The following is a 12366-nucleotide window of genomic DNA, read 5'->3' on the forward strand; positions in this document are numbered from 1 at the left end:
AATAGTTCATGGAGCTTCGCTGGTGTACCACTCGATTGGGACCCCCCTAGAGTTTAATTCCACTACTGCATCCCTCTTGCGTCTTGCGTTTCCAACGGCGAGACGCCACGCTTCTTCGCGGTCTTTGGCTACCTTAACTGCGCGTGTGCGGTTCTCAATGTGCTCGACGTATTTAGTGCCTCGTGGCTGTATGTACCTGATTGCAATTGAGCTGCTCAGCTTCTTCTTGCCGTTGAGTACAGATTTATCGCCTTCCGTCAGCAAGCGTGCTGCCCGGCTTGTCAGTAGGTCGAATCCGATGGCTATAGACTTGGCTTCTTGGACAAACGAGTAGAAATCGCCTGGCTGTATATTCGCGTTAACGTCATGAGCCGCCCGGTTTCTGTTAAGTTGCATCGTTTCGTAGGCTTGTTTCAGAGGAAGACTACCGAGTCCGCATCTGGAAGCAATGGAAGACATTTCGTTCCAAGGGTCAGAAATCTGAAATGCTCCAAGTGCTGATGACAAGTCGGCGCTAGTGACGTTGGGGCCGCTGTAAGCGAGACTGTACTCGCATATTTCTAAGGCTCCACTAAGAGTGCTGCCAACTGATCGGGCGGCCGACTGTACGAGCGCGATTGGATCTTTTCCTGCCCTGTTGGCGAGCCCTGCCTGGTAAACGGCTGACCGGGCGGCCCCTATTGTTGCCGCTTCTTTAAGCTCTTTAGGTAGTTGAGAAAAAGGCAAAACAGTGCGACTGATGATCTTAAATAACTCGACTGTGCGATTTCGAATAAAATCCTCTAATGAAGTGAAAGCAACTACCATTAAGCCATTTCGAAGTAGGCTTGCTCTTTGATTATGGATCGCATCCACAAGCGGGCCGTCTATCAGCAAGGGCTGCTGCACCGCCTCATTTACGGAAGAAATTCGGTCTAGAAATCTCTGTCTCGCGGGACTTGCTACGCTCATTTGCTGTCCAACTTCAGTACCCTGAGCATGTCACTGACTCGCAAAACAAGCTTTGCTGGAGTGTTCGTAGCGACGCGTACTGCGGATTCAAAGTCTGGGTCTTCAAAGAGTCGCCTACTCATCTCGATGATATCACTACGACGCTGTACGGCAACTTGAATCTCTTCTGGTTTCAAAAGGGTGGCAGCTACCATTTGTGCGTCGTACATTCCAGCAAGGGTTTGGTCTCGCCAGCCTTTCTTCTCTGGTCGCTTGAAGGCGTTGTCGCCCCATATTGATGCGCACATTGCAAGGCTAAGCTGAAACGATGCGCGATATTGATCAAGTTCTTCGTTGGTGGCGTACTGATGTCTAGACATGAAGTTGTCCATCGAGCGCTTGAAGTCGCCAGAAAAGTTTTCCCACGTCTCCCGCAGGGTTAGAAATCGAAGAACGAATTCAACATCTTGCATGTCGCGATAGGCGCTTGTTCTGCTGTCGCGAATTTTGAGTTGCTTACGTAGAAACTCTTCAGATGAAAGTTCCAGTAGTAGATCGTTTAGCGGTCCTCGGAAAATAACGTTCCGAACCTCTTGGGCATTTAGTGGTTGGCCGCCTGAGTTGAGCCGATGGAAAACTTCAAACTTAGTTCCCTTATTGGATTGACGTAGAATCGTGATGGCTCGAATATACGGACGAACCATGAGCGCGTTCTTCAGGGTTTCTGGAAGTTGACTAAAACGAAGTCTCTCGACCTCGGGGAATCGTGTGACCCCTGAGAGTTGAAACTTGTCTCGCATGTAATCGTGCACGGCGGTTATGCGTTGCTTTCCGTCAATTACAGAATATTTTCCAAATTCTTCTTCCGAAAGGTAGACTGGCGGAACGGGAATATTTAGAAGGAATGACTCTATGAGCGCGGACTGTCGGAATATATCCCAGCGCTCTCGTCTTTGAAATTGTGGTGCTACATCGATTGATTGACTCGATACCATTGAGGCGATGGTCTCAAGAGATAAGTCTGAAGCTTGAAGCACAAGTGCATTTTGTGCTTCTTCGAAACGCTTCTCGATGTCTTCGAAACTTGCCACGTTCTCCCCTGAGTCGGCTGTATGGTAGGAGTTCAGATCGGACCGTCTGAGCCTCCTAGAGGCACCGCAAGATGCAACTTCTACCACAGTGTTGTGATCCTTCGACGTAAGCTGTGGTCTGTGGTTGACAAGCATGGGTCGTGGGAGACGTTCGCTGAGCGGTTGGTGTACGACAACCGGTGGGTGAAGGTCGGGTTGACCGACGTGCAGGCGCCCAACGGGGAGCGTTGGGAGTACCACGTGGTGCACCTGGCTCGTATCGCTATCGCGCTGATCGTGAACGAGCGGGACGAAGCGCTGATGTTGTGGCGGTATCGGTTCGCTACGAAGCAGTGGGGGTATGAGCTGCTCGGCGGGATGGTCGATGACGGCGAGGAGGCCGCTCAGACTGCTGCTCGGGAGGCGGCTGAGGAGAGCGGGTGGCGGCTGGTCGGCGAGCCTGAGCACTTGGTGAGCTTCGAGCCGTTGCCGGGCAGGTCACCGCGCCGGTGGACGTGTACTTGTGGCGGGCGGCTGAGCACGTCAGCGAGCCGACCGATACGGAGGAGGTCGGGCGCGTGGAGTGGGTGCCGTTGTCGCGGGTGAACGAGCTGGCGCAGCGGCAAGAGCTGCTCGGCTCCGGCACGCTCGTGTCGTTGCTCTACTACCTCAGTTCACGCCAGGCGTGACGCGCCCGGCAGCACCAAGCGCTCCAGCCTGCGGCGCAGGCGCACGGAACAGACTTCGGAGATGATCCGCCGGGCCTGCCGCGCGTAGGTTTCGGCGGCCTCCCGGTCACCGGCCGCTCCGTAAGCGAGCGCGAGGTCCACATAGGTCGCGCCGCGGGCGCGGACGAACTCGGCTGGCATCGCGTCGAGTAGGGCTTCGAGGTGGCTGATGGCTTCGTCGGCGCCGAGGTGGACGAGTGCGTTCCCGCGCCAGCGGTCGAGTTGAGTTGGGCCGAGGAACAGGAACGGTAGTTCGGGATGGACGACCTCGGCCGGTTGCAGGGCGTCTGCCGTGTCGAATGAACGTCGTGCGTTGCTCGCCTGACCCGATTGGCCTGATCCTGCTCGGTGCTTCGCGCCTTCGCCGAGATCGGGTGGTGTTGTCTCTGGGGCCGAGCCCCGGACCCACGGTGCGAGCTTCGCCTGACCCAGCGTGGTCCGGCTGGTCATTTACCAGCGCCCGATCGCGGTTCTGGTGCTGACACCTCGGGGCCACGCGGGGCCGGGCCGGTGCCGGGTCAGTGTTCGGCGACCGTGCTTCGGTAGTGGTCGGCGATCTCGTCGCTGGTGGTCAGCCAGATGTCGGGTTGCGCGGCGAGGTATTCCAGCGCCTGGTCGAGGTACTTGTGCCGGAACGGCTGGCCGATCACGAACGGGTGCAGGGCGAGCGCCATGACCCGGCCGCTGTGTTCGGAGTCGGCGTGCAGTTGTTCGTGCTGGTCCTTGACCATCTGGACGAATTCCGGTCCGGTGAAACCCTTGCTGAACAAGAGCAGGTCGTTGAGTTCGATCGAGTACGGGACACTGAGCATGCCGGATGTGTTCAGCCGGTAGGGCTGGTCGTCATTGGTCCAGTCCAGTACGTAGTTCAGGCCGAGTTCGGCGAGCAGGGCCGGGGTGTTGAACGTTTCGGTCAGGCCGGGCCCCATCCAGCCCTGTGGCCGCCTGCCGGTGGCGGTGGTGATGGTGTCGACGACGTCGGTGAGGAAATCGCGTTCTTCGTCGCGGGTCATGCCGGTGTGCAGGATGGAGTTGGTTCGCCCGTGCGCGAGCCAGGCCCAGTTCCGTTCCAGGCCCGCCGTGATGATCTGCGGGTAGTGCTCGGCGACCGCCGAGTTCACCAGCGCGCTGGCCCGGATGCCGTGCCGGTCCAGGCTCTGGATCGTTCGCCAGATGCCGACCCTTGGCCCGTAGTCGCGCCAGCCGTAGTTGAGTGCGTCGGGGACCAGATCCGCCGAGCCGGGCCAGATGCTGGTGGACGGGCGGTCGACGAGGAAGTGCTCCACGTTGAGACCGATGTAGGCGGCGACGCGGGCACCGCCGGGCCAGCTGATCGGCGGACGCTCGGTGATCGGGCTGTAGTCGAAGAGTGCGTTGTCCGTCGGGTTCGTCATGCCGATACCGTAGAAGCTGACACCAGTGTCAGGTTCAACTCCGAGATCCCGGTGGGAGTCGATATGCGGATCGGTGAGCTCGCTCGGCGTACGGCGGTGAGCGAGCGGTCGCTGCGCTACTACGAGCAGCAGGGGCTGCTCACGGCCGACCGCACCGCCGGTGGTCAGCGCGACTATCCGGAGTGGGCCGTCGACCGGGTCGTTCGCATCCAGGAGCTGTTCGCCGCGGGCCTGCACAGCAAGAAGATCGCGCGGCTGCTTCCGTGCCTGCGGGACGCGGACGGCGGCCCCTCCGAGATCGCCACTCCCCAGCTGGTCACCGAGCTGATCGCCGAGCAGCGGCGGATCGACCGCACGATCATCGAACTGACCACCTCCCGTGACGTGCTCGGCGAAGTGATCGACGCGGCCTCGGAGCCGTCCGGGTCCTTATCGGATCGGTAAGAGCTGCCCCGATAGGCTGCCCGGAGCAACTCCAGGGGGTAGTCATGCGTTCGTTGCGAGCGATAGCCGCGGTGGTTCTCGTTGCCGTGAGCCTGGTCCACGTGCCGGCGGGGCAGGCCGTGCCAGCGCGAGCGGCCGGTTCGTCGCCGGAGGCGAAGGTCGTCGATCCGGTGCCGCTCCTCGAACTGCGCACCGCGGGCGGGAAGGGCTGGTTCTGGACGCTGTCGCAGGCGGAACAGTCTTCGGCGGTCGCGCGGTACGGCATGACGGCGCTGAGCAGCAAGTTGGGATACCTGCGCAGGCAGCCGTTCGAGGGGAGTCAGCCCGTTTTCCGGCTACGCTCCACATCCGCGCCGACGTACCTGCCGACAGCATCCGCCGACGAGCGCCAGAAGCTCGTGGCGTCCGGTCGTTTCGCCGACGAGGGAGTGCTGGGATACGCGGCCACCACCAAGCTCCCGGGTACGGACGCGCTGCTGCGGATGTCGAACGGCGCCGAGTGGCGAGTGGTGCCCGCCGCGCAGGAGAAGGCGTTCGCGGACCACGGGTATCGCACCGACGGCCCGCTCGGTTACGTCTGGACCGCGTTCCACCGCACCGGTGCGATCTACTTCGCCACCTGGGACAAGAACGGCAACCAGGCGATGATGCGCAATGTAGAGCAGGTTTACGGCAGGGCTCAGGATCCGTGGGGAGGGCTGCGCGACTTCGCGGGCGCCGGTGTGCCGCGCAACGCGTGGCACTGGCCGAAGGAAGACTTCTCCGATCGCCAGCCCGCCATCGGCTACTACGACGACTCCGATCCCGAAACGCTGCGCAAACAGGTCGCCCAGGCAGCCGGAGCAGGGCTGCGGTACTTCAGCTTCTACTGGTACTGGAACCCCGCGAACGGCGGCGGCGAGAACTACATCGACGGTCTGAAGTCCTTTTTGAAGGCTCAGAACCGGTCCGATATCGACTTCAACGTGCTTCCCTGCATGCACCCGTGGAAAGACGGCGACGTCGGCCTGAACATCCCGGACGAGCAGATCGCCAAGGCTGCGAACACCCTGGTCGACACCTACCTGACGCAGCCGAACTACCTGCGAGCCAACGACGGCAGGCCGATCATCGGGGTGTGCGACGCCCGCGGCATCGGAAACGGTTCGGTGTCCGGAATGGACAACGCGGATACCAAGCGCTTCAACGACGCCATCAGGGCGCGGGCGAAGGAGAAGCTCGGCGAGGACGTGCTCATCACCCTCAACGGCGGGCTTCCCCCGGCGGACACCGGGTTCGACGGCAGCCAGTGCCTCGGCCAGTTCGACGAATCCCGTTCCTACCAGCAGTACGTCGATCGCCAGCGCGACTTCTTCAAGGCATATCCGGGAATTCTGGTGCGCTGCGCGACTTCGGACTTCGATGAGCGGCCCCGGATCGGGATCCTGATCGGCGATCCCGGCCCGGACCCGGCCGCGCTGGCGAAGGCGTTCCGGTGGTTCCCGGACGCCGATCTGGCTCAGTACCGGCGGCTGCTCACCGGCGTCGGCACCGATATCGCCGAATCGACGAGGCCGTCCACAGTGGACAACTTTGTTTCGTTGTACGCCTGGAACGAATGGCACGAAGGCGGCTACATCGAACCGAACAAGCGGGACGGCTGCGCCTACCTCGACGCTACGCGGGCCGCGCTGAGCCTCACCACCGGCACAGGATGCGTCCCGAACCCGCACTAGCGCCGGTTCGCCGTGTCTTAGCGAGTGGGCATCGCGGCTCGGGCCGCGGCAGCGAGATCCTCGGCCTGGCGGTTCTGAGCAGCGGTCACCACCGCGCTGTTGGTCAGCGTGACATGCCCGCCGTTGATGTAGATGCCACCGGCGGATGCAGGTGAAGGATAGGAGCCTGTTCCGGGCTCGCCCGCGGCGTTGTCGCGGATCGTCCCTCCGTCGAGGGTGACGGTGTCGTAGAACACGCCGAGTCCGCCACCTTGGCCACCGTAGCCCGCTTGCCCCGGGTAACCGCCGGGGCCCGCGACACCGGCATCGCCACCCTCACCCGCTCGGTTACCGGAGATCTCGGTCTTCGCGATGACGGGGCCCAGCAGCTCGCCTTGCCTGGTGGACACGGCGATCCCGGCACCGATGCCGCACTGCCACCGGATCCCGCCCAGCCGCCGTCGGGACCCCCGGTGCCACCCTGACCGCCGTCGGCGCTGGTGTTGCCGCTGATGGTGCTGCCGGTGATGCGCAGAACGGCGCCTTTGCCGATGCCGCCGCCCGGCTTTCCCCCGCCGAAGGAATAGGTACCGACGCCATCGGGGGCGCGGCCGCCGGTGATGGTGACTTCGTTGAGGGTGAGGTCGCCCGAGTTGCCCTTGGTCTCGGGCAGTCCGAGTGCCCACCTGGTGTCCGCCGGGGAGGTGAGCGTGTAGGCGCAGTTCGGTGCCAGTGAAAGGGTGTCCGGTTCGCCGGAGGCGTTGGCGGCGGGATCGCAGCGAACGCTGGTTTCGGCGGCGTCGGCCGAGGGAGCGGCCAGTGCGAACGCTCCCAGCGCGGTCACCGCCGTGGTGGCGGAGAGCAGGGAGCGCCTTCGAAGTCATCCGGATCGCGGCATCGAGCACCCTCTCGGATGAGGAAATCGGGATGAAAAGATGCAGGGCGCACGCCTCGGACAGTTGTTGCCGGTGACCGGAACAAGTGAAACCCCAGGGGCGAGAACCCGCACCGCAAACATTAGGAGCACCGGCGACCGCGCCTCTAACGAGTATGGTCCACATCACACCGTGCTACGGAAAGCCAAGCCGTGCTGGGAAAAATAGCCGATCCGGGGGCGCTGAATGGCGTCGGCTCCCTTGCTCGGTGCCGTTCACCTGCGGATATCGCCCGGTTGGGGTATTTCCGCTGTTCGGGTGAGCGAGTTCCGCCGAACGGCATAACAATCGGACGCATGCGCGCAAGGCGATTCGCCACGATATCCGCCAGTATCGCTGCCACGGTGGGCCTGGTGGCTGTCGTGGCCACCTCCGGCGCGGTCGCTGCCCCGTTGCCGGGCGGGCTGGGGCCGTGTGCGGGAGATGCCTGCCCCGGTACCTTCCCGCCGATCAACAACGGCGGGTTCGCCGGCCGCGACAACGGCATCAACGTCTACGTCGGCGGCGAATTCCAGGTGCGCGGCGCGGCGGCGGAAGCCGAAGGCAGGGTCGTCGTCCTCGGCGACTTCGACATGGCGAAACGAGCGGGCGCGTCCGCCGCGTACAACGTCGGCATCGCCGGTGTCGGGTCGAGGGTGCCGCCGCCGGACGGCGCGGACTTCCTGACCACCGGCGGGGACGTGAGCGTCGCGAGTGGCCAGCGGTTGCTCGCCGAGGGGGGTGTCGTCCGATACGCGGGGGCGCTCAGCGGGACGGTCACGGGCAAGCTGGTGCAGGATCCGGACGCGGCCGAGCCCTACGCCGGCCTGCGCGCCGACCTGCGCCGGGCCAGCCACTGCTACGCCCGCCAGGACACCGAGCCGAGGCCCGCCACGGGGACGGCGCGCAACGAAGGCCATCGGACCCTGTTCACCGGCGACGGGAAGTCCGCGCTGCAGGTGTTCACAGTGGACTTCGACCTGACCGGGCGCGGCGGCGGGATGCAGGGGATCGAGTTCCAGGGCATCCCGGCAGGGGCGACCGTGCTGGTCAACATGACGGGCGCGGCACGGACGATCAACACCTACACCGGCGACCCCGGCGACCAGGACCCGCTGAACAAGCTGCGGGAACGGCTGCTGTGGAACTTCCCGGACGCCACCAGCGTGCGGGTCACCGGGGGCGCGCAGTTCCAGGGCAGCGTGCTGATCGGCAACCCCGGCAGCCTCGCGACGATCACGGTGCCCGGCATGAACGGCCGCTTCTTCACCACGGGGTCGCTGTTGCACACGTCGGAAGCCACCGGGGGCGGCGGGCAGGAGTTCCACGCCTACCCGTTCACCGGGGACCTGCCGGACTGCGTCACCACGCCGACCACCAAACCCACGACGACCACCAAACCCACGACGACCACGGCGCCGACGTCGACCACGACCACCTCCAGCACCGGGCCGACCACGACTACGTCCAGTACCGGGCCGACAAGCTCGACGACCACGAGCAGCACGGCGCCGACGACACCGACCACCAGTACCTCGGCGACGACGTCCACGAGCGGGCCCACCAGCAGCGCCACCACGACCAGCACGACGCCCGGCCCCGTGGTGCCTTCGTCCAGCACCACCGGCCAGCCGGTCGCGACCGGGACACAGCCGGGCAGCGGCCCCACCGGTGGCCGCCCGCTGGCTTCGACCGGGACCGACGTCCGCGGCACACTGGCCGTCGGCGGGCTGCTCCTGGTACTCGGAGGCGCACTGGTGGCAGTCACGATCCGGCGCAACCGCGGCGAATCCTGAGCACCGGCCACAGTGGACCGGAGGTCAGAGCACGGGCAGGTTCACGCCGCACGGCGCGGGCGGTGCGGACGGGTCGAGGCCCTGCTTGACCAAGCCGATCGCGCGTGCGGAGTAGGTCATCGACAGGTGATCGGAAAGGTCGAGCGCGCAGCCGTCCTGCAGCGTCACGTTCCGCACGGTGGCGCCGGGCCCGGCGGTGAGGAAGGCCGATGAGTACGGCGTGGTGACTTCGTCGTACTTCGTGGCGATCGCGAGGTAGCCGACGCCGGGCACGGTGTCGCCTCCCGCGTTCAGCTTCGCGAGGAACGGGGAGCCGACGACCTGCTGCTGTGCCGCCTCACCGAGCAGCAGCGGCGAGAACCCCAGCAGATGGAGGGTTTCCGCCAGGGTCGCGATGCCGCTGAGCGTGGTGCCGTGGTGCGTCGCGCCCAGTGACACCAGGGTGTGCACCTTGCCGGCGCCGCCCTCGAACTTCAGGTACTGGCGCGCCAGCATGCCGCCTTGGGAGTGGCCGACGAGGTCGACGTCGCCGGATCCGGTGGACGCGCGCACGCGGTCCACGAACGCCGCGAGGTCCTTGGCCGACTCGCCGATGTCGCCGTACCCCTTGACCGCGGGCGCCTGGCCGATCAGCCCGGGGCCGCGCGCGCCGTAGTTGAGCGCGAAGACGCAGTACCCGTCGCGCTTCAGCGCCGGGGACAGCTTGGCGAAGTTGTCGTAGCGGTTTTCCCAGGTCCCGTGCACCAGCACCACCGGCCGCGGGTGGGACGGCGACGGGGTGCAGGACCAGTCGTTCGCGCCAGGAGGGGTCGCGTCGGGGTTTCCGAGAGAATAGAGCAATGCCGTCGGGAAGCTCGGCAGCTCCGGGTCGGTGGCGGCCCGTGCGGGCGCTCCGATGCCGGTCAGCAGCGCGAACCCCGCCAGCAGCGCCAAAATCCTGGACACCTTGCGATTCCGGTTGATCATCGTCGACCCCTTCAACGGAAAGCGCTCGCATCGCGAGGCGAAAATGAACGCTATCAGTTTCCGAAGCGGAATTGTTTGTCAATTCACTGCGCAATGGGAACGGGAACTTTGTCAGTGGGTTGCGTACTTCTCGTCACGCGGCGGGCTTGTCAACCGACGATCGTCGGTGTTCAACACAAGTCGCTGTATGACAGTGTTTTTCTCACAAGTTGCCGATCTCGTCGCGTCGTGTCCGGGCAGGGCCGTCGCGACGACCGGGGGAAAGGACGCGATCATGCGCCTGAGCCGTCAACTACCCGTCGCGCTGCTGGGGGCCGCGCTCGCCGGCACCGTGCTCGCGGGACCCGCCGCCGCGGCGGACGACTACTACCGGGACGCCGAAGGCAAGAGCGGTGCCGAGCTCAAGACGGCGCTGCACACGATCATCTCGAAGATGGACAAGCTGAGCTACGACCAGGTGTGGGACGGGATCAAGGCGACCGACGAGGACCCGGCCAACTCCGCGAACGTCATCGACGTCTACTCCGGCAAGTCCCAGCCGAAGACCAGCAACGGCGGCGGCACCGGCGACTGGAACCGCGAGCACGTCTGGGCGAAGTCCCATGGCGACTTCGGCACCGCCACGGGCCCTGGTACGGATTTGCACCACCTGCGCCCCGAACAGGTCACGGTCAACTCCGAGCGCGGGAGCAAGGACTTCGACAACGGCGGCGGCGAGGTCGGAGGGGCACCGGGCAACCGCACCGACGACGACTCGTTCGAACCGCGCGACGCGGTCAAGGGCGACGTCGCTCGCATGATCCTCTACATGGCGGTGCGCTACGACGGCGCGCCGGACCTCGAACCGAACGACAAGGTCGACAACGGCTCGGCCCCCGCGATCGGCCGCCTGTCCGTCCTGAAGGCCTGGAGCGCGCAGGACCCGCCGGACTCCTTCGAACAGCACCGGAACCAGGTCATCTACGACCAGTTCCAGCACAACCGCAACCCGTTCGTCGACCACCCGGAGTGGGTCACGTCCATCTGGCCGTGAGCTGCGGCGAGGCTGCTTATGTGGTGCCTTCGTGAGTCCTATTCAACTATGGGGTCCATTCCGTTGGCCTGGTTTGCGGGCATCCGCTCGTGTTCCGGGGTGTTCGTTGTGACAACCTGCGAACCGGACGCGATATAGGCCACCGGAACGGAATCGCGTGCGGGTGCGGCGAGATACCTGTTTACCGTGGCGCGCAGTTGATCGGCGTGGCGATAGATGTCTTCGACGCAGTTGATCAAGATCCTGGTTTCGGTCTTGTGCTCGTCGAACACCCCCAGGTACTTCTTCGAGCGGTTGAACCAGAGCCGGGCTATCGGCTTCCGGTTGTTGTCGTCGAGCAGGACACCAAAGTAGGTCTTGGTGTCTCGAGCGACGACTCGGGCCGCTGGAACTTCACTGCAGACAATCGCGCGGACGACGTGATAGCCCTCCGCTTCGGCGTCAGTGGTGACGACTTCGAGCTTCAGGTCTTCTGTGGCAGTTTTCTCGGTTGGTTGCGATTTGGGTCCCGCTTCGGCTTGAGGTTCAGTGTCAACCGGAATGGCATAGGAATCTGTGCTGCCGAGTGCATTCTTCAGCCGATCGTTGACCTGCTCGTTGAGATACTGTCGGGATGCTTTCAGCACGAGTGGCAAGAACTGGTCGCGTATCCGCTGGGTGAAGAATCCGTCGTAAACCCTGGTTGTAAGGAAGCGAACCCACTCGTCCTCTGGCTCCTTGAACTGGGTTGTGAGGACTTTTTTGAGCTGGCCGATGTACTTGAGTTCACCGGCGGCGCTGATCACTGAATCGAGATCGAATGATTCCTTGGTCAGTTTTGCCAGTTCGGGAAGAAGTGTTTCGTCGATGTCGGTTAGGTCGAGCACGAGAAAAGGCTTGGCGTCCATGCGGTTGGGGGCATCGAGATCGGTGTAGAACTCGTATGTCTCGCCATTGGTAAGTACTGCGATCCTCGCGTTGGTGGTTGCGAAGTATCGGTACAGCTGTGAAGCGTGCTCGAGGCGCAATGGATCGGAGATCTTCTTGGTCTCAATTAGCAGCTGAACCTTGCCGTCGTGTTTTATTGCGTAGTCAATCTTTTCACCCTTTTTGATCCCAACGTCCACTGTGAATTCGGGGATGACTTCGGCGGGGTCGAATACGTCGTACCCGAGAACGCCGCTGATAAACGGGAGGACGAAGGCATTTTTCGTGGCTTCCTCGGTTGTTACCGTGGATTTGTGTTCACGAATCTTGGTGGCCAGTGCTCGGGTTTGCTCTGCGATGCCCACGACGGCTCCCTTCTGATGTCCGAGGTACGCATGCATGATGACGATCACGTCGCCGCGGGTGAAGGTGTCGTTACGGGTATTGTGGCACCGTAACCGCAGAGCAATGTCGGCGATTTCCGAGGCAGG

General features: G+C 63.5%; 12 protein-coding genes and 1 pseudogene. 6 read left to right on the forward strand and 7 right to left on the reverse strand.

Features of this window, described 5'->3' with window-relative positions:
• Positions 1 to 6: 6 nt before the first annotated feature.
• Together ABD256_RS09865 and ABD256_RS09870 are read right to left on the reverse strand one after the other, a co-directional pair.
• On the reverse strand, positions 7 to 888 hold the full coding sequence (locus ABD256_RS09865) for a HEPN domain-containing protein (protein WP_344415905.1): 882 nt from the start codon (positions 886 to 888) through the stop codon (positions 7 to 9).
• Between the two features lie 59 nt (positions 889 to 947).
• Positions 948 to 2021 carry a GmrSD restriction endonuclease domain-containing protein gene (locus ABD256_RS09870; RefSeq protein ID WP_344415907.1) on the reverse strand — a complete coding sequence of 358 codons (1074 nt, stop codon included), beginning with the start codon at positions 2019 to 2021 and terminating at the stop codon, positions 948 to 950.
• Between the two features lie 120 nt (positions 2022 to 2141).
• On the opposite strand from ABD256_RS09870, the pseudogene ABD256_RS09875 reads away from it, so the two are divergent.
• Positions 2142 to 2689: pseudogene (locus ABD256_RS09875) on the forward strand (NUDIX domain-containing protein).
• On the opposite strand, the gene ABD256_RS09880 reads toward ABD256_RS09875, so the two are convergent.
• Together ABD256_RS09880 and ABD256_RS09885 are read right to left on the reverse strand one after the other, a co-directional pair.
• Positions 2675 to 3178, reverse strand: a complete 504-nt coding sequence (locus ABD256_RS09880) for a tetratricopeptide repeat protein (protein ID WP_344415909.1) — start codon at positions 3176 to 3178, stop codon at positions 2675 to 2677. The pseudogene ABD256_RS09875 and the gene ABD256_RS09880 sit on opposite strands and share 15 nt — an antisense overlap.
• A gap of 68 nt (positions 3179 to 3246) precedes the next feature.
• On the reverse strand, positions 3247 to 4122 hold the full coding sequence (locus tag ABD256_RS09885) for a polysaccharide deacetylase family protein (RefSeq protein WP_344415911.1): 876 nt from the start codon (positions 4120 to 4122) through the stop codon (positions 3247 to 3249).
• Between the two features lie 63 nt (positions 4123 to 4185).
• Between ABD256_RS09885 and ABD256_RS09890 the strand changes: the two genes are divergently transcribed.
• Both ABD256_RS09890 and ABD256_RS09895 read left to right on the forward strand, forming a co-directional pair.
• Positions 4186 to 4566 carry a MerR family transcriptional regulator gene (locus ABD256_RS09890; protein WP_344415913.1) on the forward strand — a complete coding sequence of 127 codons (381 nt, stop codon included), beginning with the start codon at positions 4186 to 4188 and terminating at the stop codon, positions 4564 to 4566.
• Between the two features lie 44 nt (positions 4567 to 4610).
• Positions 4611 to 6281, forward strand: coding sequence for a glycoside hydrolase family 99-like domain-containing protein (locus tag ABD256_RS09895; RefSeq protein WP_344415915.1), 1671 nt, complete (start codon positions 4611 to 4613; stop codon positions 6279 to 6281).
• Between the two features lie 17 nt (positions 6282 to 6298).
• Here ABD256_RS09895 and ABD256_RS09900 read toward each other — a convergent pair whose 3' ends face one another.
• The gene (locus tag ABD256_RS09900) at positions 6299 to 6517 is read right to left on the reverse strand and encodes a hypothetical protein (protein WP_344415917.1); all 219 of its coding nucleotides are present in this window, start codon (positions 6515 to 6517) and stop codon (positions 6299 to 6301) included.
• Positions 6518 to 6550: 33 nt separating this feature from the next.
• Between ABD256_RS09900 and ABD256_RS09905 the strand changes: the two genes are divergently transcribed.
• The gene (locus tag ABD256_RS09905; RefSeq protein WP_344415919.1) at positions 6551 to 6745 is read left to right on the forward strand and encodes a hypothetical protein; all 195 of its coding nucleotides are present in this window, start codon (positions 6551 to 6553) and stop codon (positions 6743 to 6745) included.
• Positions 6746 to 7548: 803 nt separating this feature from the next.
• Positions 7549 to 8970 (forward strand): choice-of-anchor A family protein, encoded by a 1422-nt coding sequence (locus ABD256_RS09910; RefSeq protein ID WP_344415921.1) that lies wholly within the window; start codon positions 7549 to 7551, stop codon positions 8968 to 8970.
• Between the two features lie 24 nt (positions 8971 to 8994).
• Here the strand turns inward: ABD256_RS09910 and ABD256_RS09915 are convergent, their stop codons facing one another.
• Positions 8995 to 9936 carry an esterase/lipase family protein gene (locus tag ABD256_RS09915; RefSeq protein ID WP_344415924.1) on the reverse strand — a complete coding sequence of 314 codons (942 nt, stop codon included), beginning with the start codon at positions 9934 to 9936 and terminating at the stop codon, positions 8995 to 8997.
• Between the two features lie 274 nt (positions 9937 to 10210).
• Between ABD256_RS09915 and ABD256_RS09920 the strand changes: the two genes are divergently transcribed.
• Entirely contained in the window at positions 10211 to 10969 is a 759-nt protein-coding gene (locus tag ABD256_RS09920; protein WP_344416202.1) for an endonuclease I family protein, read from the forward strand.
• Between the two features lie 38 nt (positions 10970 to 11007).
• Here ABD256_RS09920 and ABD256_RS09925 read toward each other — a convergent pair whose 3' ends face one another.
• Positions 11008 to 12240 carry a type I restriction endonuclease gene (locus tag ABD256_RS09925; protein ID WP_344415926.1) on the reverse strand — a complete coding sequence of 411 codons (1233 nt, stop codon included), beginning with the start codon at positions 12238 to 12240 and terminating at the stop codon, positions 11008 to 11010.
• Between the last annotated feature and the right edge of the window lie 126 nt (positions 12241 to 12366).

It is taken from the genome of Amycolatopsis minnesotensis, assembly GCF_039529815.1.
Taxonomy (GTDB): domain Bacteria; phylum Actinomycetota; class Actinomycetes; order Mycobacteriales; family Pseudonocardiaceae; genus Amycolatopsis; species Amycolatopsis minnesotensis.

What these genes read in the sequence shown, in the direction of transcription:
- ABD256_RS09915 (WP_344415924.1), bottom strand. Translation starts at nt 9,936, where the DNA reads ATGATCAACCGGAATCGCAAGGTGTCCAGGATTTTGGCGCTGCTGGCG.
- ABD256_RS09895 (WP_344415915.1), top strand. Translation starts at nt 4,611, where the DNA reads ATGCGTTCGTTGCGAGCGATAGCCGCGGTGGTTCTCGTTGCCGTGAGC.
- ABD256_RS09880 (WP_344415909.1), bottom strand. Translation starts at nt 3,178, where the DNA reads ATGACCAGCCGGACCACGCTGGGTCAGGCGAAGCTCGCACCGTGGGTC.
- ABD256_RS09920 (WP_344416202.1), top strand. Translation starts at nt 10,211, where the DNA reads ATGCGCCTGAGCCGTCAACTACCCGTCGCGCTGCTGGGGGCCGCGCTC.
- ABD256_RS09885 (WP_344415911.1), bottom strand. Translation starts at nt 4,122, where the DNA reads ATGACGAACCCGACGGACAACGCACTCTTCGACTACAGCCCGATCACC.
- ABD256_RS09890 (WP_344415913.1), top strand. Translation starts at nt 4,186, where the DNA reads ATGCGGATCGGTGAGCTCGCTCGGCGTACGGCGGTGAGCGAGCGGTCG.